Source organism: Lentzea sp. NPDC042327 (genome assembly GCF_040647275.1).
In the GTDB taxonomy this organism is placed as follows: domain Bacteria; phylum Actinomycetota; class Actinomycetes; order Mycobacteriales; family Pseudonocardiaceae; genus Lentzea.
In genome coordinates this window covers 185,294-207,666 of sequence record NZ_JBEZBX010000001.1, presented here as the reverse complement: position 1 = coordinate 207,666, position 22,373 = coordinate 185,294, and the positions used below count along the sequence as shown (strand labels likewise).

Sequence of the window (22,373 nt, the reverse complement as noted above, 5' to 3'; positions counted from 1 at the left end):
TCCGGCAATACCCCTACAGGTCCGGCACGGTCCCGGCGTGCCACTCTGCGGCGGGGAGGTGCCGTGTGTCCACATCAGACACTCTGACCGTCGCGGAGGCCCTGCGACCGGCCGACCGGCTGGCCGATGAGGTCGCCGCCGTGACCAGGACCGCCTACCGGGCGGGGGACCTGGTGCCGGGCCTGCCGGTCGCGGACGGCGCCCGGGAGACGGCGGACGACGTGCGCGCCGACCTGGCCGCCGGGTACCACCTGTGGACCGCGACGGCCGGTGGCCGGGTCGTCGGCGCGGTGCGGGCGCACAGCCGGGACTGGTGCGTGCGCCGGCTCGCCGTGTCACCCGAAGCCCGCGGGCTCGGCGTGGGCAGGCGGCTGCTGCGGGCGCTCGAAGCCGGTGCGCGCGCCGAGGGGGCGGCGCGAGTGGTGCTCGACGCCGTGGTCGAACGCGGCAACCCGGCGTTCTACGCCCGCGCGGGCTACCGGACGGTCCACCACTTCCCCGCCGACGACAAGCCGTTGTCCGAAGTGCACATGGAGCTGCTGCTCGGCGAACCGGTGAGGGCGCAGGACTACCCGGAACCCGACCACACGCCCGGAACCGTCCGGTCCTGGTGGTCGGTGGCCGGTGGCACGGTGTGCGTCACGGCGCCGGCGCCCGACGGGATCTCCGTCGAGGTGGACAGGAACCGCCACCTGGGGGTGCTGCGGGGCGCTGACTGGGCCCCGCTCGCCGACGTCGCGCCGGTGCGGCGGAGCTGGTCGGAGCCCGCCGCGGTGATCGGCTCGTTCGCCCAGCCCAGGCTGGACCGGCCGGAGTTCCTGGCCTGGTGGCGGGTAGGGGAATCCCCGGACTGGCCGGGGTGTCCGCCCGCAGGACAGTCTGCCTGGGCAGGGCGGCCGAGCTGTGAGGAGCGCGATGCACGAGAGCACTGAAGAGCGGCTGGGAAACCTCACGGCCCAGCAGCGCGCCGCACTCGTGGCCGAGCTCCGCGCCCAGCGCGCCGCCGCCCGCGAGGCCGACCGGATTCCCGCCGTCGGACGGGACGAGCCGCTGCCGCTGTCGTTCGCGCAGCAGCGGCTGTGGTTCCTGCACCAGTGGGCGGACGGGAAGCCGATCTACAACACGCCGCTGGCCATGCGCCTGCGCGGCGAGCTCGACGTGCCGCTGCTGCGGAACGCGGTCGCCGAGCTGGTCGCCCGGCACGAGAGCCTGCGCACCCGGTACGTCAATACGCCCGACGGCCCGCGCCAGCTCGTCGGCCCACCCGGAACCGGCCTGTTCACCGCGACGGACCTGCGGGAGTTCGAGGACCGCGAACGCCGGGCGGCCGACCTGCTGGCCGCGGCCGGGCGCCGCCGGTTCGACCTGGAGCGCGACCCGCTGCTGCGTGCCGACCTCGTGCGGCTGGCGGCCGACGACCACCTGCTCGTCCTCGCCCTGCACCACATCGCCACCGACGCGTGGTCCACCGAGATCCTCACCAGGGAGCTGATCGAGCTCTACAGCGCCGCCCGCGCGGGCCGGCCCGCCGTGCTGGCGGAGCTGCCGATCCAGTACGCCGACTTCGCCGCCTGGCAGCACGGCCAGGAGGCCACTGCGCGGCGCGCCGCGTCGCTGGAGTACTGGCGCACGGCCCTGGCGGACCTGGACACCCTGCGGTTCCCGGCCGACCGGTCGCGACCGGCGGCCCCGACCTGGGCGGGCGACACCGTCCACCACGTCCTGCCCGCACGGCTGCACCGCGAGCTGCAAGCCCTGGGCGGCCCCGAACCGACCAGGGTGCTGCCGCTGATGCTCGCCGCGCTGGCGGCGGTGTCCTCCCGGTACACCGGCCAGCACGACATCGTCGCCGGAACCGCGTTCTCCGGTCGCACCAGGCCGGAGCTGGAGCGGCTGATCGGCTACTTCGCGAACACGGTGGTGCTGCGGGTGTCCACCGCGGGCGACCCGAACTTCCGCGAGCTGCTGGCGCGCGCCCAGGAGACCGTCTACTCCGCGCACCCGCACCAGGACATGCCGTTCGACCAGCTGGTCAACGAGCTGCGGCCGGACCGCGACGCGGGCGCCAACCCGCTGTTCCAGGTGGCGTTGCTGCAGGTCGACGAGCACCTCAAGTCCGTGCGGATGGGCGACGTCGAGGTCGAGGGCGTCGCCCTGCACACCGGCACCGCGCGCTTCGACCTCACCCTCAGCGTCGCCGAGCGGTCCGCGGGCGGCGTCGAGCTGGGCCTGGAGTACGCCACCGAGCTGTTCGACCGCGACCGGATGGACCGGTTCCTGCAGCACACCCGCCAGCTCCTGGAGTCCGCGGTCTCCCGCCCGGACGCCCGGCTGTCCGAGCTGGAGCTCCTGCCGCTGTCGGAACGCGTCCGGCTGACCGTGCACTGGAACGACACGAGCGCACCCGTCCCCGCGGGCACCGTGCACGAGGCCTTCGACGCCCAGGCCGAGCGCACCCCGGACGCGACCGCCGTGGTGAGCGGGGAGGACTCGCTGACCTACGCGCAGCTGCGGTGCCGGGCGAACCAGGTCGCGCACCGGCTGCTCGCCGCCGGCGCCGGACCGGGCAGCCTGGTCGGGGTCGCCGTGGGCCGGTCGGTCGACACCACCGCCGCGCTGCTCGGCGTGCTCAAGGCCGGTGCGGCGTACGTGCCGCTGGACCCGAGGTACCCGGCCACCCGGCTCGGGTTCGTCCTCCAGGACGCGGCCCCCGTCGCCGTCCTCGTCGACGAGCAGAGCAAGACCGCGATGTCCGAGCACGGCGTCCCGCTGGTCGACGTGGCCGAGGTCAGCGGCGAACCCGACACGGCGCCGGAGACCGCGGTGGCGCCGGAGATGCTGGCGTACGTCTGCTACACCTCGGGCTCGACCGGTCAGCCCAAGGGCGTGATGGTCGACCACCGCGAGGTCATGACCCTGTACGGGGAGCTGGACCGGCGGCTGGGCACCCGCGATCCGGGCGTGTGGCTCGCGGTCAGCAGCATCTCGTTCGACATCTCCGTGGTCGAGCTGCTGTGGACGCTGGCCAGGGGCTACACCGTCGTGGTCGCCGAGGCGAACACCGACACCATGCTGGGCGGGCAGACCGCGCGGCCCACGCGCAAGCTCGACTTCGGCCTGTTCTACTTCGCGAGCGACGACTCCAGCACGCCCGGCAGCGAGCGCTACCGGCTGCTGCTGGAAGGCGCGAAGTACGCGGACCGCAACGGGTTCAGCTCGGTCTGGACGCCCGAACGGCACTTCCACGCCTTCGGCGGGGTCTACCCGGCGCCGTCGGTCATGGCGGCGGCGCTGGCCGTGGCGACCGACCGGATCTCGATCCGCGCGGGCAGCGTGGTGCTGCCGCTGCACAACCCGGTGCGGGTGGCCGAGGAGTGGTCCGTCGTCGACAACCTGTCCGACGGCCGCGTGGGCATCTCGGTGGCGTCCGGCTGGCACCGCAACGACTTCGTGTTCGCGCCGGAGAACTACGGCGAACGCAAGAAGATCATGCTCGACGGCGTCGAGACCGTGCGGTCGCTGTGGCGCGGGGAGAGCGTGCGCATGCCCGCCGGCGAGGGTGCCGAGGTCGACGTCCGCATCCGGCCCGCGCCCGTGCAGGCCGAGCTGCCGATGTGGCTGAGCGCCGCGGGCAGCCCGGAGACGTTCCGCGCGGCGGGGCACGCCGGACTCGGCCTGCTCACCCACATGCTCGGCCAGGACCTCGACGCGCTCGCCGGGAAGATCGCCGTCTACCGCGAAGCCTGGCGGGAACGCCACGGCACCGACGGCGGGCACGTGGCGCTGATGCTGCACACGTTCATCGACCCGGACCGAGACCGCGCGCTGGACGTGGCCCGCGGCCCGTTCACCCGGTACCTGAGCACCTCGCTGGACCTGCTGCGCGGCCTGGCCAAGCAGATGGGCCTGGAGTTCGACACGCTCAGCGAGGACGACCGGCTGGCGTTGCTCGAACACGCCGCCGACCGGTACATGGAGTCCGGTGGCCTGTTCGGCACCCCGGAGGAGTGCGTGCGGTTCGCCGAGCGGCTCGCGGAGCTGGGCGTCGACGAGATCGCGTGCCTGGTCGACTTCGGCATCGCGACCGACGACGTCCTCGCGGCCCTGCCGCACGTCGACACCGTCCGCCGCGCCTTCACCGGTGCCCGGCGCGACGACAGCCTCGCCTCGCTGATCCGCGCGCACGACGTGACCCACCTGCAGTGCACGCCGACGCTGGCGGGGCTGCTCGCCGGTGCGCAGGACGCGGCCGAGGCCCTGGCGTCGCTGAAGGTGCTGTTCGTCGGCGGTGAGGCGCTGACCGCCGACCTGGCCCGCAGGCTGCGCGAGATCACCCCCGCCGAGCTGCACAACATGTACGGCCCGACGGAGACGACCGTGTGGTCGACCGCGGACCGCGTCGTGGACGAGGTGACCATCGGGACGCCGCTGGCGAACGAGGCCGCCTACGTGCTGGACCACCGGTTGCAGCCGCAGCCCATCGGCGTGGTGGGGGAGCTGTTCCTCGGCGGCGACGGCGTCACGGCCGGGTACCACCGCCGGCCCGGTCTCACCGCGGAGCGGTTCGTCCCCGACCCCTTCGCCGGAGGCGGCCGGCGCCTCTACCGCACGGGTGACCTGGCTCGCCGCCGTGCCGACGGCAAGCTGGAGTTCCTCGGCCGGGCCGACGACCAGGTCAAGATCCGCGGCCACCGGCTGGAGCTCGGCGAGGTCGAGGCCGCGCTGCTCGACCACCCCGCGGTCCGCTCGGCCGCCGTCGCCGCCAGGGGCGAGGCAGGACGCCAGTACCTCGCGGCCTACCTGGTGCCCGAGAACGGCACGCGGCCGGCGGACGCCCAGGTGCGGCGCCACCTGAGGGACCTGCTGCCCGAGCACATGGTCCCGGCCCGGTTCACCTGGCTCGACGCGTTCCCCCTGACGCCCAACGGGAAGGTCGACCGCAAGCGGCTGCCCGACCCGGGCGCGGCCGGACCGGACGTGACCTACGAGCCGCCCGCCACCGCGACGGAGAGGGTGCTCGCCGAGATCTGGCAGGAGGTGCTCGGCGGGGGACCGGTCGGTGTCCTGACGGGCTTCTTCGACCTCGGCGGCAACTCGATCTCCGTGGTGCTGGTGGTGGACAAGGCGAACCGGCGCGGCGTGCCGATCACCGCGCGCCAGCTGTTCCAGCACCAGACCGTCCGCGAGCTCGCCGGCGTCGCCGCGGGCACCGCCGAGGACGGTGGGGCGATCGTGCCCCTGAACGAGTCCGGCACCCGCAGGCCGTTGATCTGCCTGCACGCGAGCACCGGGTCGTCCCTGCCGTACGTGCCGGTGAGCAAGCACCTGGGCGACCGGCCGTGCTACGCGATCGAGCTGCCCGAGGGCGCCTCGCCCGACGTGGCGGAGCTGGCCCGCGGCTACGCGTCGGCGATCCGGCAGCGGTGGCCGGAGGGCCCGTACCACCTCGTCGGCTGGTCGCTGGGCGGCAGCCTCGCGGTGGCCGTGGCGGCCGAGCTCGGCGACGTCGGACTGCTGGCCCTGCTCGACACGGTCGCCCCCGCGGACACCGGTGTCGCCGTCCCGCTGCCGTTCGCGGTCGACGGGTTCGTGCGCAGCGTGGCGGCGGCCTCGGGCGCCGAGGTGACCCTGGACGTCGCCGAACTCAGCGCACTCGACCCCGATGCCCAGTACGCCAAGGCGTTGGACGCCTTGGCGGAGGCCGGGTTGTTGCCGGACGGGCAGCGCGCCGAGATGCTGGCCAGGGCGAAGACCTTCACCGACCTGACCACGGCCGTGTCGGTGTGGCGACCGGAACGCCACCGCGGCGTCGTGGACCTCCTGGTGCCGCACGGCTCCGGCACCACCGCGGCGGGCTGGGAGTCCGTTGTGGACGGCGAGGTCCGGACCACGGCCGTGCGGGGCGACCACTTCAGCATGATGCAGACCGCTCACGCCGCCGAGCTGGCGGCGGTCCTGCGGTCGCTGGCTGACCAGCGGGAAACCGAGATGGAGGATGGACATGCGTGACGAGGACGAGGACGGCACCCGCTTCACCGTGGTGGTCAACCACGAGGAGCAGTACTCGATCTGGCCGACGTACCGCGAGGTGCCGTCCGGGTGGCGCGAGGTCGGCGTCACCGGCACCAAGAGCGAGTGCCTCGCGCACGTCGAGACCGTCTGGACGGACATGCGGCCGCTGAGCCTGCGCCGCGCGATGGGGGTGTAGTGGCCGTCGCGGAGGACTACGTGCTGTCGCACCTGGACGCGGTCGAGGCCGAGGCGGTGCACGTGCTGCGCGAGGTGGTCGCGACCGTCGAGCGGCCTGCGCTGCTGTTCTCCGGCGGCAAGGACTCCATGGTGATGCTGCACGTGGCGGTCAAGGCGTTCTGGCCGGCGCCGCCACCGTTCCCCCTGGTCCACATCGACACCGGGCACAACTTCGACGAGGTGGTCGAGTTCCGCGACGAGGTGGTGCGCCGGACCGGCGTGCGGCTGGTGGTGGGCCGCGTCCAGGACGACATCGACGCGGGCCGGGTGGTGGAGGGCTCCGGCGGGCGCAACCGCCTGCAGACCACGACCCTGCTGCGGACCACCGCCGAACACCGGTTCGGCGCGTTGTTCGGCGGTGCCCGCCGCGACGAGGAGAAGGCCCGCGCCAAGGAACGCGTCTTCAGCCTGCGCGACGACCACGGCCAGTGGGACCCCCGCAACCAGCGGCCCGAGCTGTGGAACCTCTACAACGCCCGCCACCGCAGGGGCGAGCACCTGCGGGTGTTCCCGCTGTCGAACTGGACCGAGCTCGACATCTGGTCCTACATCGCCCGCGAGGGCATCGACCTGCCGTCGCTGTACTACTCCCACCGCCGCGAGGTGGTCGAACGCGACGGGATGCTGCTGGCGCACACCCGGTTCCTGCGGCTGGAGGCGGGGGAGCGGCCGTACGAGGCCACGGTCCGGTTCCGCACGGTCGGCGACGCCACCTGCACCGGCTGCGTGGAGTCCACAGCGGACACACCGGCCGCGGTGGTCGCGGAGACCGAGGTCACCCGCGTGACCGAACGCGGCGCGACCCGCGCCGACGACCGGATCTCCGAAGCCGGCATGGAGGATCGCAAACGGGAGGGGTACTTCTGATGGACCCCCAGCTGTTGCGCCTGGCCACGGCAGGCAGCGTGGACGACGGCAAGTCGACCCTCATCGGGCGGCTGCTCTACGACGTGAAGGCGATCTTCACCGACCAGCTGGCGTCGATCGAGCGCGCCAGCGAGGCCCGCGGCACGGCGATGGACCTGGCGCTGCTCACCGACGGCCTGCGCGCCGAACGCGAGCAGGGCATCACCATCGACGTCGCCTACCGGCACTTCGCCACGCCCCGGCGCCGGTTCATCATCGCCGACACCCCGGGTCACCTGCAGTACACCCGCAACATGGTCACGGGCGCGTCCACGGCGGACCTCGCGCTGGTCCTGGTGGACGCCCGCAAGGGGCTGCTGGACCAGTCCCGCAGGCACGCGTTCGTCGCGAGCCTGCTGGGCATCCCGCACCTGGTCGTGTGCGTGAACAAGATGGACCTGGTGGACTTCTCCGCCGCCCGGTTCGCCGAGATCCGCGCGGAGTTCGAGCAGTTCGCGTCCCGGCTCGACGTCGCGGACGTCACGTTCATCCCGGTCTCGGCGCTGCACGGCGACAACGTGGTGCAGCGGAGCACGCAGATGCCCTGGTACGAGGGCACCCCGCTGCTGCACCACCTGGAGAACGTGCACATCGCGTCCGACCGCAACCTCGTCGACGCCCGGCTGCCCGTGCAGTACGTGGTGCGCCACGGCGACTTCCGCGGGTACGCGGGCACCGTCGGCGGCGGCACGTTCCGCGAGGGCGACGAGGTCGTCGTGCTGCCCTCCGGCGTGACCTCGACGATCTCGGCCATCCACCGGCCCGGCGGCGGAGCGCTGCCGTACGCGTTCGCGCCCCAGGCGGTCACCGTGCGGCTGGCCGACGACGTGGACGTGCGGCGCGGCGACATGATCTGCAAGCCCGGCAACCGGCCCGAGGTCGGCAGGGACGTCGAGGCGATGGTCTGCTGGCTCGGCGACCGGTCCGCGCTCTCACCCGGTTCGCGGCTGCTCGTCCAGCACACCACGCAGGAGGTCCGCGCCACGGTGCAGGCCCTGCGCTACCGGCTCGACATCACCACCCTGCACCGCGACGAGTCCGCGGAGTCGTTGTCGCTCAACGAGATCGGCCGCGTCACGCTGCACACGCACGCCCCGCTGGCCTACGACGTGTACCGGCGCAACCGGGCGACCGGGAGCTTCGTGCTCATCGACGAGGCCACCAACGACACCGTCGGCGCCGGCATGGTCCTGCGGCCCGCCGCACCCACCGTCGTCTGGCACCGCACCGACGTGGCCCGAACGACGCCGGGGTGCACGGTGTGGCTGACCGGTCTGTCGGCCGCGGGCAAGTCCACGATCGCCGCGGAGGTCGAGCGCCTGCTGGTCGCGGCCGGCCGGCCCGCCTACCTGCTCGACGGCGACAACCTGCGCCACGGCCTGAACTCGGACCTGGGCTTCAGCGCGCAGGACCGCGCGGAGAACGTCCGCCGGGTCGGCGAGGTCGCCCGGTTGTTCGCCGACGCGGGCGTGGTCGCGATCGTCGCGCTGATCAGCCCGTACCGAGCCGACCGCGACCAGGTGCGGTCCCGGCACGCCGACACCGGGCTGGCGTTCCGGGAGGTGCACGTCGACACCCCCGTCGAGGTGTGCGAGTCCCGCGACCCCAAGGGCATGTACGCGCGCGCTCGCCGTGGCGAGATCACGGGGTTCACCGGCGTGGACGACCCGTACGAACCGCCGGAGCACCCCGAGCTGGTGCTGCGGCCCGACGACGGCGACGTCCAGGAACTGGCCGCACGCGTGGTCGCCCTGCTCACCTGACGAAGAAGGACGGACCTCCCATGTCGTTCGCCGACGAACCGGTGCCGCTGCTGCGGGACCTGATCAGGATCGACACCACCAACCCGCCCGGCAGGGAGACCGCCGTCGTCGACCACCTGCGGCGGCTGCTCGCCGGCGTGGACGTGGACCTGAAGGTGCTCGGCCCGGACCCCGAGCGGCTGAACCTCGTCGCGCGGTTCCCCGGCCGCGGCGAGGCACCGCCGTTGCTGCTGCACGCGCACTCCGACGTCGTGCCGGTGGACGGCCAGCAGTGGACGCATCCGCCGTTCGAGGCGCGGATCGTCGACGGGCACGTCTGGGGCCGGGGCGCGATCGACATGAAGGGCGGCCTGGCGATGATGCTGTCCGCCCTGTCCCGCCTGACGGCCGCGGGCGAGCGCCCCGCCGGTGACGTCCTGCTGGCCGTGGTGGCCGACGAGGAGGCGGGCAGCGCGGTCGGCGCCCGCTACCTCGTCAACGAGCACCCGGAGCTGTTCGACGGCGTGGAGTACGCGATCGGCGAGGAGGGCGGTGCCGGCATCGACCTCCCCGGCCACCGGTTCCACCCGATCGTGGTGGCCGAAAAGCGGGCCTGCTGGTTGCGCCTGACGTTGCGCGGTCCGGGCGGGCACGGTTCCCGGCTGGCACCGCCGGACTCGCCGATGGCACGCCTGGGCCGGCTGCTCGCCACGCTGACCGGGACCCGGATGCCGCGGCACCAGACCTCGGCCGCGGACCGCATGCTGGAGGTGCTCGCGGGCGCGCTGCCGTCACCGCTGTCGGAGCAGGTGGCCCGGTACCGCGCGGACCAGACCGGCGACCCCCGCCCGGAGGGCCTGCCGTTGCGGGAGGCGCTGCGGCTGGACTCGGTGCTGCGGCACACCGCGAACCCCACGATCGTCCGCACGACCGAGAAGATCAACGTCGTGCCCAGCGAGATCACCGTCGACCTGGACGGCCGGATCCTGCCCGGCAACTTCACCGTCGAGGACTTCGTCGGTGAGCTGCGCGAGCTCGCCGACGAGGACTTCGAGCACGAGCTGCTGCTGGAGGGTTCGATGGTCCGGCCGGAACGGATCCGGCAACCCGAGTTCGGCGGCTTCTACGACACGATGGCCGAGATCCTCGCCAAGGCCGACCCGGACGCCGTGCCGTTGCCCATGGTCTCGCCGGCCTCGACCGACGCCCGCCTGTTCGCCCAGCTCGGCATCCGCTGCTACGGCTGGCTCCCGTTGCGGCTCCCGGCGGGCACCGACTACCGCGGCCTGCTGCACACGGTCGACGAGCGCGTTCCCGTGGACGCACTGGAGTTCGGCACGACCTGCCTCACCGAGCTGCTGCGCTCCTACCGCTGACCGTGACGTGAGGGCGGCCCGGTGCGCCGGGCCGCCCTCACGTCAGTCCAGGTGGCGGATCGTGCGGATCGGGCGGCTGGCCGCGGGGATGGCGGACAACAGCAGCAGGATCGGCGCGATGACCAGAGTGGTGCGCGCGCCGACCCCGTCGACGAGGAAACCGGCGACCACCGAACCCAGCGACAGCATGCCGAACGCGAACAGCCGGTAGCTGGCGTTCATCCGCGCGAGCAGCTCGGGCGGCGTGGTCTTCTGCCGCACGGTCAACGCGACCACGGTCCCGCCCGCGGCACCGGCCGAGCCGAGGAAGTAGGCCAGGCCGCACAGCACCGAGTCCAGACGGCCGCCGTCGGCCAGCGGCAGCAGGAAGTACGACGACGTGGAGAACACGAGCACGACCAGCATCGAACGCCCGTAGCCGAGCCGCCTGATCAACGCGGGCGTGGTCAGCGCGCCGCAGATGCCGCCGAGCCCGCCGCACAGCATGATCAGCCCGTACGCGGCGGAGCTGTGCCCGAGCTCGCGCACGAAGTAGATCAGGAACGCCACGGTCGTCATCGCGGTGGCGGCGTTGTAGATCCCGGCGTGGACGGCGAACGCCCGGACCGGCGGGTTGTGCAGCACCGCGCGGAGCCCTTCGGCCACCTCACGCCGGAGGTTGCGCGGGGACGGCGGCGGGACCTGCTCGCGGTGGCGGATCAGCAGCAACGCGTTCGCCGAGGTCAGGTACGACAACGCGTCGAACACGAGGGTCGCTGCCGGGCCGAACAGGGCGCTGAGCCAGCCCGCGAGACCGGGTCCGCCGGTCGCACCGGCGGCTTGGCCTGCCAGGACCCTGCTGTTGGCCGACGCGAGCGCACCGCCCTGCACGAGCAGGGGCAGGTAGCTGGTCGCCGCGATGTCGTAGAGCACCGTCATCGTGCCGCCGACCACCGCGATCACGTACAGCAGCGGCAGCGTCAGCAGGCCGAGCAGGGCCAGCACCGGCACGGACAGCACGACCACGAACCGGACGAGGTCCGCGGCGATCATGACCGGCCGCTTCGCGCGCCGCTCCAGCCAGACGCCAGCGAGCAGCGGCAGCAGGAAGAACGGGCACAGGTACAGGCCCTGCAACAGGCCGACCTGCGTGCCCGATCCGTCCAGGGTGGTCACGACGAGCAGCGGCAGCACGAACTCGGTGATCCGGGAACCGAACTGGGAGACCACGTCACCGGCCCAGAACCGCCGGAAGTCGCGGCCGGGTCCGGTGCGCACGGCGGTGTCGGTAGCCACGCCGCGAGCCTTCCACCCGCGCGGACACCGGTTAAGTCAGGAGAACCCCTCACTTTGCCCCGCACGCGGGCGCGGCGATGCTCCACGGGTGGTAGATGTGGCGAGCACCCCGGACACCGCGGCCGAGACCGTCCCGCCGGCGCGACCGAGATCGACGTGGCTGCGACGGCTGCGGATCACCGCCTGGTGCCTCGTGGTGGTCCTGGTCGTGGTGGCGTCCGCGGCGGGCCTCTTCGTCACCTGGACCGTGCGGAACTCGTTCCCGACGACGGACGGCGAGCTGGCCGTGCCCGGTCTGCGCGCACCGGTCGAGGTGCTGCGCGACCAGTACGGCGTGCCGCAGGTCTACGCGGACAACCCCCACGACCTGTTCCTCGCGCAGGGCTACACGCACGCGCAGGACCGGTTCTGGGAGATGGACGTCCGCCGCCACATCACCGCGGGGCGGCTCTCCGAGCTGTTCGGCGCCGACCAGGTGACCGTGGACGCGACCGTGCGGACGATGGGCTGGCGCCGGGTCGCCGAGCAGGAGTACGGCATGCTCTCGGCGAGCACGCGCGAGCACCTGCAGGCCTACGCCGACGGCGTGAACGCCTACCTCGCCGAGCACTCCGGGTCCGAGCTGAGCGTGGAGTACGCGGTCCTCGGGGTGATCACGCCGGGGTACGTGCCGGAGCAGTGGACCCCGGTGGACTCGGTGGCCTGGCTCAAGGCCATGGCCTGGGACCTCAGCGGCACGGTCACCTATCAGACCAGGCGCGCGATGCTGTCCGCGAGCCTGCCGGCGGACACCGTGGCGCGGCTGTTCCCCGAGTACGACTACAGCCGTTGGGAACCCAGCGTGCCCGCCGCCTCCGACGCGACCGTGCCGCAGGGCGCCGGACGTGCCGAGAAGGCGGCCTTCACGGCGGCGCTGGACAACGCGGCCGACGCCGCGAGCTCGCTCGACGGCGTCCTCGGGCCGCGCGGCCAGGGCATCGGGTCCAACGCCTGGGTGGTGTCGGGCAAGCTCACCAAGTCCGGCAAACCGCTGCTGGCCAACGATCCCCACCTCGGACCGGCGATGCCGAGCATCTGGTACCAGATGGGCCTGCACTGCCGTTCGGTCGGCCAGGAGTGCCCGTTCGACGTCAGCGGCTTCACGTTCTCCGGCATGCCCGGTGTGGTCATCGGCCACAACCGGCACGTCTCGTGGGGCCTGACGAACCTCGACCCCGCGGTCACGGACCTGTACCTGGAACGCGTCACCGGCTCGACCTACGAGTACGACGGCGTGCAGAAGCCCCTGGAGACCAGGCAGGAGGTCATCAAGGTCGCGGGCGCCCAACCACGGACGATCACGGTCCGGTCCACCGGCCACGGCCCGTTGCTGTCCGACGTGGTGGACCGGCTGAAGAACGCCGGCGCGCAGGGCAGGGTGCCCGGCGTCGAGGCCGGTGAGCACGCCGTCGCGATCAAGTGGACCGCGCTGCAACCGGCCAGGACCCTGGACGCTGTGTTCCAGCTGGCGCTCGCCCGCGACTGGACCTCGTTCCGCGAGGCCGCGTCGCTGTTCGCGGCACCGGCGCAGAACATGCTCTACGCCGACCGTGAGGGCCACATCGGCTACCAGGTGCCCGGGCTCATCCCGGTTCGCAAGCAGGGCGACGGGCGGTTCCCGGTGCCCGGCTGGACCAGCGCCACCGAGTGGGCCGGGTACCTGCCGTTCGAGCAGCTGCCCAGCGCGCTCGACCCCGCGGGCGGGTACTTCGTGAACGCCAACAACGCCGTGACCGACCCGTCCTACCCGCACCTGATCACCAAGGACTGGGGTGACGGCAACCGCAGCCAGCGGATCACCGACCTGATCAAGCAGGGCGGCAAGCTGGACGCGGCCGCGATGCAGCGGATCCAGCTCGACACCCGCAACGCCAATGCCGCGAACCTGACCCCGCACCTGTTGCGGGTGCCCGTCGAGGGTGACACGGCGAAGGCGCGGGACCTGTTGCGCGGCTGGGACTTCACCCAGCCCGCCGACTCCGCCGCGGCCGCCTACTTCAACGCCGTCTGGCGCAACCTGCTGCAGCTGATGTTCGTGGACAAGCTCACCAACGGCGCGCCCAAGGTCGACGTGGACGGCGGCGGCCAGTGGTTCGAGGTCGTCCGCGACCTGCTGAACCGCCCCGACGACGACTTCTGGCACAACGCCAAGCGCGCCCTCACCGGCCGGGACGCCGTGCTGCGCGCGGCCATGGACGACGCGAACGCCGAGCTGCGCGACCGGCTCGGCGCCGACCCGGCCGCGTGGAGGTGGGGCGACCTGCACCAGCTGACGGTGCGCAACCAGACGCTGGGCACCGGCCCCGCGCCGGTCCAGTGGCTGCTCAACCGCGAACCGGGCGGTGTCGCGGGCGGACCCGCCACGGTGAACGCGACCGGCTGGAACGCGAAGAAGACCTACCAGGTGAACTGGGTGCCGTCCATGCGGATGGTCGTGGACTGGGCCGACCTGGACGCCTCCCGGTGGGTCAACCTCACCGGCGCCTCCGGCCACGCGTTCGACGACCACTACGACGACCAGCTGCCGCTGTGGCAGCGCGGGGAGACCACCGCGTGGCCGTTCAGCCGCGACGCCGTGACGGCGGCGGCACGGCAGCACCTCACCCTGAAGCCGGCCTGAGCCCTGTGGGACAGTGTTCGAGCTCAAAGGACATCGACGGACAAGGGCGTTGTACATGACGAGCAGGCTGGAATGGACGACGATCGACAGCGTGGACCCGCGGCGGCTGGCCGAGTTCTGGTGCGGCGTCCTGGGTTACGTCGTCTACGAGGACAAGAACGGCACCGTGGTCGAGATCGGCCCCGACCCCGAGGCGCCGGACGCGGAACGGCTCGCTGACCTGCGCCGCGCGCCCGCCGTGCCGAGCATGTCCTTCGTCCAGGTGCCCGAGGGCAAGGACGGCGGCAAGAACAGGGTGCACTTCGAGATCACCCCGATCGACAGCGACCAGCGGACCGAGCTGGACCGGCTGCTCGCGCTCGGTGCGTCCACTGTGGACGTCGGCCAGGGCGACGGCCGCTCCTGGGTCGTGCTGGCCGACCCGGAGGGCAACGAGTTCTGCCTGGCCCGCAGCCTCGCGCCGGGGGAGTTCGACCTGTAACACCGGGCCTGTCGGGAACGTCACCGACTTGTCCGGACATCCGGACCGGATGAACCTCGACACGTGACGGAATGGCTGCAGCGCTTCTCGCCACCTGGGCGGGCAAAGGCGAGGTTGGTGTGCTTACCGCCCGGTGGCGGGTCCGCTCAGCTCTACCACCGGTGGCCCGCGGTCCTGGGCCCCGAGGTCGAGGTCGTCGCGGTGGAGCTGCCCGGCCGCGGCGCGCGGAGCCTGCAGCCACCGCTGACGGACATGGGCGCCCTGGTACCGGTCCTGGTCGCCGAGCTCGGGCGGCTCGACGACCTGCCGCTGGTGGTGTTCGGCCACAGCATGGGCGGCATCGTCGGCTGGGAGCTCTGCCGCAGGCTGCCGCGGGAACCGCGGGGCCTGGTCGTGGCAGCGGCCGCGGCGCCGACCCGCCTGCGTTCACCGCGGTGGTACAGCGAGACCACGGATGAGGGCCTGCACGAGCTGATCACCCGCTCCGAGGGCCTCCCGGCGCAGACCGCGCTCGACCCGCTGTTCCTCGAGTACTTCCTGCCGATGCTGCGCGCGGACCTCACGCTGGTCAACACCTTCGAACCGGAACCGCTGCCACCGCTGCGCTGCCCGCTGCGGGTGTACCGCGGCGCGGCGGACCCGCTGGTGGGCGACGACGAAGCGGACGCGTGGCTGGCGGAGACCGAGGGCGACGCGCGCGTCCACACCTTCGACGGCGGCCACTTCTTCCCCCGCGACCTCCCCGACGTGGTGCTCGCCCAGCTGCGCGCCGACGTGCTGGCTGCCGTGGAGGTGCCGTCGCTGTGACGTCCCCAGCGCCGCCGGCGGCAGCGAGGTACCCGGCAGCACCGTCCGACGAGTCCCACCGCGCCCGCATCCGGGTCGACCACTGAGGAGGGCCAGTGCCCGAGAACGTTCGCACAACCGGGCCGGCCACGGCGGAGCTCGTCGCGGACCTGGCCGCCGAGGGCTTCGTCCGCCTGTCCGGCACGGACTTCCCGGTCGACACCGGCGGCGCCGAGTTCGCCGAGTTCCGCGCCGGCTGGGAGGACCTGATCCGGGACGACGCGCTGGTCGACGGCGGCAGCTACCGGTACCGCCGGTACGGCCGGCTCGCGGCAGCGCCGGTGGGCGAGGGCTTCGAGCTGACCCCGTTGCCGCACCGGGCGTTCCGCCAGGACAGCATCCCGATGTGGCGGTCGAACGAGCGCCTGTTCGCCCCGATCGAGCCCGCTTTCCTCACCAACCCGTGCCTGCACGACCTGATCTCGACCGACCTCGCCCTCGCGGCTCTGGTCCGGTCTTGTCCGGAGTGGACGGTGGGCCTGCACATGATCCGGATCGTGGCCGTGCCGGGTGAACCCGGCCTGCCCACACCGGAGGGACGGCACCGCGACGGGCACTCGTTCGTCGGCATGCACCTGGTGCGCAGGGAGAACAGCGCGGGCGGGGAGTCGACGATCTACCGGGACGGTCTGCCGGACGTCCGCTTCACCCTGCGCGACCCGCTGGAGTCCGTGCTGGTCGACGACACGGCCATCTGGCACGAGGCGTCGCCGATCTCGATCCTCGACCCGGCCGGTGGGCGCACCGTGCGGGACATGCTCCTCGTCGACGTGAACCCGGCATGACCGCCGCACAGCTCACGTTCAGCCCGTGCGACCTGCCGCTCGACGGCAGGCTGGTCGAGGTCGGACCCGGCCGGTACGACTGGGTGCACCTCCACCTGTCGGCACCGGTCGGGGAGGCCGCGGTGTGGCTGCACTACCGCGACGCCGTCGACCCCGAGTTCCTGCGCTCGCTGCCCGGCACGCCGGTCGCCCGCATCGGGGTGCCCCGGCGCGCCGAGCTGCTCGCCGTGGAACTGCCGGTGCTGCCGGGCGTCCGCCTGCTGGGGACGGCCCTGTCATGATGCGACCGCTTTCCCTTGCGCCGCACCTGAACAACACCGGGCTGACCGGCGAGGACGAGCTCGACGGCGGCGGCTTCAACATCTGGGGCAACACCTTTCCCGCGGGCGAGCTCCCACCCGCCGGTGGCACGGCGGTGGTCGGCGAGGTGCCGTTCCTGTTCCCGGTCGCGGGTGCGGACAACGTCCGCTGCCGCGGCCAGCGCGTCGACGTCCCCGCCGGCGACTGGGACTGGGTGCACGTGCTCGGTGCCGCGGAACGCCGGACCGAGGACCTCGTCGAGGTCCACTACGCGGACGGCTCGGTGCGCGGCCAGTGGCTGCGGATGTCGGACTTCTGGCCGCAGACCGAACCCCGCTTCGGCGAGGTGCTCGCGTTCCGCTGCCGGCACATGCACTACCCCCGGCACGTGCAGCGCACGACGTCGCCCGCCATCTGGGCCCAGCGCGTCCCGCTGACGGTCCCGTCGGGCGTCGTCGCGCTCGTCCTGCCGGACAACCCCGCGTTGCACGTCTTCGCCCTCACCCTGCAGGCGGTCGGATGAAAGCCTCGTTGCCGGGCATCGCGCACTGGCGCCACGACCTCGGTCATTGCCTGCACGCCACCGCGGGCGTGCTGCTGGGCTTCCACGGCGCGGACCCGCTGGACCTGCTGGGCGCGGCCTGGGGGTTCGACTACACCGCGGGTGACATGCGCCGCGAGGAGTACTACTTCCCCTGCGGGCAGCGGTCGTTGTTCGCGAGCCTCGCGCCGTTCCACGACGTGACGTCCACCTGGCACGCACCGTCCTCGCCCGAGCAGGGCTGGGACGAGGTGCGGGCCAGGGTGCTGGCGGGCACACCGGTCGCGGTGGCGGCGGACAACTACTTCCTCCCGTTCCGCCCCGCTTACCAGGACGTCCACACCAACCACCTGCTCGTGGTGCACGGCTTCGACGAGGAGCGCGGCACGGTGTCGGTGTGCGACCCGGTGCCGCCCAGGTTCCTGGGGGAGATCCGGATCGAGGAGCTGACCGCGGCACGTGACTCGGCCAACCCGGTCCGGCACAGCCGCGACATGTTCTTCACCGCCAACCCGATCGGCAACCGCTGGCTGGACGTGACCGTCAGCGGCCACACCGGTCCCGCGTCCCGCGAGCGCCTCCGCGAGATCATGACGGCGAACCTGGAGGGCCTGCGAGGCGTGGACGACGGGTCGTCGGACCACCGCGGTCTGCCCGGCCAGGAACGCTTCCTGCGCGAGGCGGCCGCACGTCTGTCCGGCGGTGACGCGTCCGTCGTGGACGAGGTGTTCGTCGTGGCCGGTGTCGCCCTCGCGGTGACCGGCCTGCACGGCGACTACCTCGCCGCGGCCGGCCGCCGGCTCGGTGAGCGACCGCTGCTCACGCTCGCCCGCGAGGTCGACCGGATCGCCCACCACTGGTCCGCCGTCCGCATCATGGTCGCCACCGGCCGCGACGACCCGGCCACCGCGGGCAGGGCGCTGGCCGGGCGGATGACCGCGCTGCTGGCGGACCAACTGGCCACAGTGGACCGGATGGCCGCCGTCGCCGCGGCGCTCTGACCCCGGCAGTCGGGAGAATCCCCGTCTTCCCGGAAGGGTCGCGCGAACCCGATCCTGCGTGAATGGCAGATGTGGTGGGCGAGTACGACGCGGCGGACATCGACCTGGAGGAGGTGCTGCGCGGCCTGTCACCGGAGAAGCGGTTGCTGGTCGGTGCGGAGCTGGCGCGCAGGGCCGCGTCGGCGGCGGGCATCCCGGCTATCCCGCGGACCGGTGACCCGCTGCCGTGCTCGTTCGCGCAGGAACGGCTGTGGTACCTCGACCAGGCCGATCCCGGGTCCGTGGCCTACGTCGTGCCGGCGGCGGTGCGGTTCACCGGACGGCTGGACGTCGGCGCACTGCGCCGGTCGCTCGACGAGATCGTGCGCAGGCACGAGGTGCTGCGGACGGTGTTCGCCGAACGGGACGGCCTGCCGCACCAGGTGGTGCTGCCCGCCGAACCGCTGAGCATCCCCCTGGTGGAGCTGGGCGGGGAGGCCGCGGAAGCCGAGGTGCGCGAGCGCTACCAGCAGGAGGTCCGGCTGCCGTTCGACCTCGCGCGCGGACCGCTGATCAGGGCCAGCGTCCTGCGGGTCGCCGACGACGAGCACGTGCTGCTGCTGAGCCTGCACCACATCGTGTCCGACGGCTGGTCGCTCGGCGTCCTGCAGCACGAGCTGACGACGCTCTACCGGGCGTTCGCGGCCGGCGAGCCGTCGCCGCTGCCGGAGCTGGCCGTGCAGTACGCGGACTTCGCGGTCTGGCAGCGCAACCGGTCCGGCGCCGGTCAGCTGGAGTACTGGCGGGACCTCCTCGCGGGGGCACCCGTCCTGGAGCTGCCCGCGGACAAACCCCGTCCCGCACAACGGACCTCGCACGGCGCCTCGGTTCCCCTGCACCTGACCGCGGACACCGTCCGGGCCGTGGACCGGCTGGCCGAGACCGAGCAGGCCACCCAGTACATGGTGCTGCTCGCCGCGTACGCCCTGCTGCTGCGGCGGTGGAGCGGCCAGCCGGAGATGATCATAGGCTCCCCGGTGGCCAACCGCGTGCACGTGGACGTCGAGCCGCTGGTCGGGTTCTTCGTGAACACCCTGCCGCTGCGCGTGGACACGTCCGGGGACCCGACGTTCCGCGAACTGGTCCGCACGGCCCGCGAGATCTGCCTCGCCGCGTACGCCAACCAGGACCTGCCGTTCGAGCGGATGGTCGCCGAGACCGTCGCCGACCGGTCCGCGGGCACCGTCCCCCTGGTGCAGACGCTGCTGGTGCTGCGGAACGTGCCGATGTCCGCGCTGGAGCTGCCCGGCGTCCGGGTGGAGGTGCTGGACCTGCACACCGAGTCGACCAAGGTCGACCTGTCCCTCGACCTCGTGCCGGACGCGGACGGCGGCATCGCCGGTCGCGCCGAGTTCAGCCTCGACCTGTTCGAGGCCGGCACCGTGCGGCGCATGATGACGGCGTTCGACCTGCTGCTGGCGGCCGGGCTGCGCGCTCCGGACACCCGGATCTCGCGGTTGCCGATCGCCACCGAGCAGGAACGCGCCCGCATGGTGGCGGAGTTCAGCGGTGGCGGCTCGGCGGCACCGGCGCGGACCGCGGGCACCCTGCACGGGCTCTTCGAGCAGCAGGCCGACCGCGCGCCCGACGCTCCGGCGGTGGTCTTCGGCGACCGGACGCTGTCCTACCGCGAGCTGGACGAGCGGGCGAACCAGCTCGCCCGGTTCCTGCGCGCCGAGGGCGTCGGACCGGAGCAGCTGGTCGGCGTCTCCCTGCCGCGCTCGGAGCTGATGATCGTCGCGGTGCTCGGCATCCTGAAGGCCGGTGCGGGCTACGTGCCCCTCGACCCGTTCTACCCCCGCCAGCGGGTCGCCTACATGGCCGAGGACGCCCAGGCGGAGCTCGTGCTCACCCACTCCTCGGTGGCCGACCCCGACCGCATGCGGGTCGGCGACGACACCGCCGGACCCCGGCTGGTGTGCCTCGACACCGAGGCCACCCGCATCGAGGAGCTGTCGCGGGAACGACCCGAGCCCGTCGTCACCGAGGCGAACCTCGCCTACGTCATCTACACCTCGGGCTCCACCGGCCGCCCCAAGGGTTCGGCGAACGAGCACGGCCGGGTGGCCAACACCCTGCACGGCGTCAACGGGGCCTACGGGCTCCAGCCCGCTGACCGGATGCTGGCGATCTCCTCGCTGAACTACGACATGTCCGTCTACGAGGTCTTCGGCACGCTGGCCGCGGGCGCGACGATCGTCGTGCCCGGTGACATCGAGACCACCGACCCGGAGCAGCTGCTGGAGCTGTTGCAGCGGCAGCGGGTGACCGCGTGGAGCTCGGCGCCGGCGTTGCTGGACATGCTGGTCAACCACACCTACGGGCGCGGCGGCATGCCCGGTGTCGTGTTGCGGGCGGTCGGTCTGGGCGGTGACCGGATGCCGCCCGCGCTGCCCGCCCGGCTGGCCGAGCTCGTCCCCGGTGTGCGCCTGCTCAACCTCGCGGGCATGACCGAGGTGTCCTACTGCAGCACGTCCCACCCGGTGACCGGGCGCAGTCCGGCCGGTGTGCCCTGGGGCAGGCCGTTGCCCAACCACCGGCTCTACGTCCTCGACGAGCACGGCGAACCGGTCCCGGTCGGGGTGGCGGGGGAGCTGTTCGTCGGCGGAGCCGGTCCCGGCCGCGGGTACTGGCGGCGGCCGGGGCTGACCGCCGAGCGGTTCGTGCCCGACCCGTTCAGCCCGGAGCCGGGCGGCCGGATGTACGGCACCGGCGACCACGCGCGGTTCCTCCCCAACGGGGACCTCGACTTCCTCGGCCGGCTGGACCTCCAGGTGAAGATCCGCGGGTTCCGGATCGAGCTGGGGGAGATCGAGAACGCGCTCGCCGGCCACCCCGGGGTGAACGAGCCGGTGGTGCTGGCCTACACCGACTCCGTCGGCGAGCGGAGGCTCGCGGCCTACGTGACGCCGCGCGGTGATGAGCGGCCGGAGGCGAACGCGTTGCGCGACTACCTCTCCGAACGCCTGCCGGACCACATGGTGCCGTCGGCCTACGTCGTGCTCGACCGGCTTCCCCTGCTGCCCAGCGGGAAGCTGAACCGCGCGGCGCTGCCGGTGCCCGGTGCGGGCGCCGCGCGGAGCGACTACACCCCACCCGAGGGGAACCTGGAGCAGGTGCTCGCCGACCTGTGGTCGGGACTGCTCGCGGCACCGCGGATCGGCGCGGTGGACGACTTCTTCGAACTGGGCGGCCATTCCCTGCTGGCCACCCAGGCGGTGTCGCGGATCAGGGAGCTGTTCCGCATCAAGCTGGACATCCCCGGCTTCCTCGCGGCGCGGACGGTGCGCGCGCTCGCCGCCTACATGCGCCAGCTCGGCGCGACGGAGGGCATCGACGTGGACGCGGTCGCCGAGCTCGTCGTCGAGGTGAGCGCCCTGTCCGACGAGCAGGCGCGCACCGAGGTGCAGAACGGAACGAGGACCTGATGAGCAGCATTCCGCTGGTGTGCCTGCCGTTCGCCGGCAGCGGCAGCGCGTTCTTCCGGCAGTGGCGCGCGGTGGCCCCGGCCGGCCTGGAGATCGTCCCGGTGCGGCTGCCCGGCCGCGAACGGTTGGTCAGGCAGGAGCCGTACCGCGACGTCCACGTGGCGGCACGCGGTGTGCTGCCCGACGTGCTGGCCGACGTCGGGGGCGGCGGCCCGGTCGCGCTCTTCGGCCACAGCCTGGGTGCCGTCCTGGCCTACGAGCTGGCCCACCTGCTCGCGGACACCACGCCCGCCGAGGTCGTGAGCCTGGTCGTCAGCGGCTCACCGGGACCGTGGACGCAGCGCACGCGGCGGGCGACCGGGTTGCCCGACGACGAGTTCGCCGACCGGGTCGCCGAGCTCGCCGGGCACCGCGACGACGCGCTCGGCAACCCCGACGTGCGCCGCATGGTGCTGCCGACGTTGCGGGCGGACGTGGAGATGCACGAGGACTACCGGCCCAGCACCGACGTGCCGCTCGCGGCACCGATCACCGCGGTGCGGGGCGAGCACGACGCCCTGGTGTCCGCCGAGTTGGCCAGCGAGTGGGAAAAGGCGACCAGCCGCGGGTTCACGCTGCGGGAGCTGCCCGGTGAGCACATGTACCTCCTGACCTCCGCCGACCGGGTGCTGCGCGTGGTCGAGGAGTCGCTCGGCGGGCGGTGACGCCGTGCACTGTCGGGGGACTCACCGACTTGTTGGCGGTG

16 protein-coding genes are annotated in these 22,373 nt (G+C 72.9%); 15 read left to right on the top strand and 1 reads right to left on the bottom strand.

Going from position 1 to position 22,373, the window contains the following annotated elements; genetic code table 11:
- Positions 1-65 precede the first annotated feature (65 nt).
- Genes AB0A63_RS00745 through AB0A63_RS00720 form a run of 6 tightly spaced genes read left to right on the top strand, consistent with a single transcriptional unit; the run spans position 66 to position 10,273 of the window.
- Positions 66-932: a GNAT family N-acetyltransferase gene (locus AB0A63_RS00745; protein WP_360383665.1), complete on the top strand. Its 867-nt coding sequence runs from the start codon at positions 66-68 to the stop codon at positions 930-932.
- On the top strand, positions 916-6,009 hold the full coding sequence (locus AB0A63_RS00740; RefSeq protein WP_360383662.1) for a MupA/Atu3671 family FMN-dependent luciferase-like monooxygenase: 5,094 nt from the start codon (positions 916-918) through the stop codon (positions 6,007-6,009). Before AB0A63_RS00745 ends, AB0A63_RS00740 begins: the two co-directional genes overlap by 17 nt.
- Positions 6,002-6,208 carry an MbtH family NRPS accessory protein gene (locus tag AB0A63_RS00735; RefSeq protein ID WP_360383660.1) on the top strand — a complete coding sequence of 69 codons (207 nt, stop codon included), beginning with the start codon at positions 6,002-6,004 and terminating at the stop codon, positions 6,206-6,208. The genes AB0A63_RS00740 and AB0A63_RS00735 overlap by 8 nt, the downstream gene beginning before the upstream one ends.
- Positions 6,208-7,116 (top strand): sulfate adenylyltransferase subunit CysD, encoded by a 909-nt coding sequence (gene cysD, locus AB0A63_RS00730; RefSeq protein ID WP_360383657.1) that lies wholly within the window; start codon positions 6,208-6,210, stop codon positions 7,114-7,116. Before AB0A63_RS00735 ends, cysD begins: the two co-directional genes overlap by 1 nt.
- A complete protein-coding gene (gene cysC, locus AB0A63_RS00725) occupies positions 7,116-8,918 on the top strand; it encodes an adenylyl-sulfate kinase (protein WP_360383655.1) in 1,803 nt (600 codons plus the stop codon). Before cysD ends, cysC begins: the two co-directional genes overlap by 1 nt.
- Before the next feature lie 20 nt (positions 8,919-8,938).
- A complete protein-coding gene (locus AB0A63_RS00720; RefSeq protein ID WP_360383652.1) occupies positions 8,939-10,273 on the top strand; it encodes a M20/M25/M40 family metallo-hydrolase in 1,335 nt (444 codons plus the stop codon).
- 42 nt (positions 10,274-10,315) lie between these two features.
- Here AB0A63_RS00720 and AB0A63_RS00715 read toward each other — a convergent pair whose 3' ends face one another.
- Positions 10,316-11,548 carry an MFS transporter gene (locus AB0A63_RS00715; RefSeq protein ID WP_360383650.1) on the bottom strand — a complete coding sequence of 411 codons (1,233 nt, stop codon included), beginning with the start codon at positions 11,546-11,548 and terminating at the stop codon, positions 10,316-10,318.
- Between the two features lie 97 nt (positions 11,549-11,645).
- Between AB0A63_RS00715 and AB0A63_RS00710 the strand changes: the two genes are divergently transcribed.
- From AB0A63_RS00710 to AB0A63_RS00670, 9 genes are all read left to right on the top strand, one after another.
- The gene (locus AB0A63_RS00710) at positions 11,646-14,207 is read left to right on the top strand and encodes a penicillin acylase family protein (protein ID WP_360383648.1); all 2,562 of its coding nucleotides are present in this window, start codon (positions 11,646-11,648) and stop codon (positions 14,205-14,207) included.
- A 55-nt stretch (positions 14,208-14,262) separates the two neighbouring features.
- Positions 14,263-14,688: a VOC family protein gene (locus AB0A63_RS00705; protein ID WP_360383646.1), complete on the top strand. Its 426-nt coding sequence runs from the start codon at positions 14,263-14,265 to the stop codon at positions 14,686-14,688.
- 63 nt (positions 14,689-14,751) lie between these two features.
- Complete coding sequence (locus AB0A63_RS00700; RefSeq protein ID WP_360383643.1) at positions 14,752-15,495, top strand: alpha/beta fold hydrolase; 744 nt, start codon at positions 14,752-14,754, stop codon at positions 15,493-15,495.
- Positions 15,496-15,590: 95 nt separating this feature from the next.
- Complete coding sequence (locus AB0A63_RS00695; RefSeq protein WP_360383641.1) at positions 15,591-16,319, top strand: 2OG-Fe dioxygenase family protein; 729 nt, start codon at positions 15,591-15,593, stop codon at positions 16,317-16,319.
- Positions 16,316-16,600, top strand: coding sequence for a hypothetical protein (locus AB0A63_RS00690; protein WP_360383638.1), 285 nt, complete (start codon positions 16,316-16,318; stop codon positions 16,598-16,600). Before AB0A63_RS00695 ends, AB0A63_RS00690 begins: the two co-directional genes overlap by 4 nt.
- Complete coding sequence (locus tag AB0A63_RS00685) at positions 16,597-17,142, top strand: hypothetical protein (RefSeq protein WP_360383636.1); 546 nt, start codon at positions 16,597-16,599, stop codon at positions 17,140-17,142. Before AB0A63_RS00690 ends, AB0A63_RS00685 begins: the two co-directional genes overlap by 4 nt.
- Positions 17,139-18,161: a BtrH N-terminal domain-containing protein gene (locus AB0A63_RS00680; RefSeq protein WP_360383634.1), complete on the top strand. Its 1,023-nt coding sequence runs from the start codon at positions 17,139-17,141 to the stop codon at positions 18,159-18,161. The genes AB0A63_RS00685 and AB0A63_RS00680 overlap by 4 nt, the downstream gene beginning before the upstream one ends.
- A 62-nt stretch (positions 18,162-18,223) precedes the next feature.
- The gene (locus tag AB0A63_RS00675) at positions 18,224-21,628 is read left to right on the top strand and encodes an amino acid adenylation domain-containing protein (RefSeq protein ID WP_360383632.1); all 3,405 of its coding nucleotides are present in this window, start codon (positions 18,224-18,226) and stop codon (positions 21,626-21,628) included.
- Positions 21,628-22,332: an alpha/beta fold hydrolase gene (locus AB0A63_RS00670; protein ID WP_360383630.1), complete on the top strand. Its 705-nt coding sequence runs from the start codon at positions 21,628-21,630 to the stop codon at positions 22,330-22,332. Before AB0A63_RS00675 ends, AB0A63_RS00670 begins: the two co-directional genes overlap by 1 nt.
- The last annotated feature ends 41 nt before the right edge of the window (positions 22,333-22,373 follow it).

Excerpts from the sequence above, each read along its gene's own strand:
- AB0A63_RS00690 (WP_360383638.1), top strand. The coding sequence starts at position 16,316 with ATGACCGCCGCACAGCTCACGTTCAGCCCGTGCGACCTGCCGCTCGAC.
- cysC (WP_360383655.1), top strand. The coding sequence starts at position 7,116 with ATGGACCCCCAGCTGTTGCGCCTGGCCACGGCAGGCAGCGTGGACGAC.
- AB0A63_RS00735 (WP_360383660.1), top strand. The coding sequence starts at position 6,002 with ATGCGTGACGAGGACGAGGACGGCACCCGCTTCACCGTGGTGGTCAAC.
- AB0A63_RS00740 (WP_360383662.1), top strand. The coding sequence starts at position 916 with ATGCACGAGAGCACTGAAGAGCGGCTGGGAAACCTCACGGCCCAGCAG.
- AB0A63_RS00685 (WP_360383636.1), top strand. The coding sequence starts at position 16,597 with ATGATGCGACCGCTTTCCCTTGCGCCGCACCTGAACAACACCGGGCTG.
- AB0A63_RS00680 (WP_360383634.1), top strand. The coding sequence starts at position 17,139 with ATGAAAGCCTCGTTGCCGGGCATCGCGCACTGGCGCCACGACCTCGGT.
- AB0A63_RS00720 (WP_360383652.1), top strand. The coding sequence starts at position 8,939 with ATGTCGTTCGCCGACGAACCGGTGCCGCTGCTGCGGGACCTGATCAGG.
- AB0A63_RS00705 (WP_360383646.1), top strand. The coding sequence starts at position 14,263 with ATGACGAGCAGGCTGGAATGGACGACGATCGACAGCGTGGACCCGCGG.
- AB0A63_RS00670 (WP_360383630.1), top strand. The coding sequence starts at position 21,628 with ATGAGCAGCATTCCGCTGGTGTGCCTGCCGTTCGCCGGCAGCGGCAGC.
- AB0A63_RS00675 (WP_360383632.1), top strand. The coding sequence starts at position 18,224 with ATGGCAGATGTGGTGGGCGAGTACGACGCGGCGGACATCGACCTGGAG.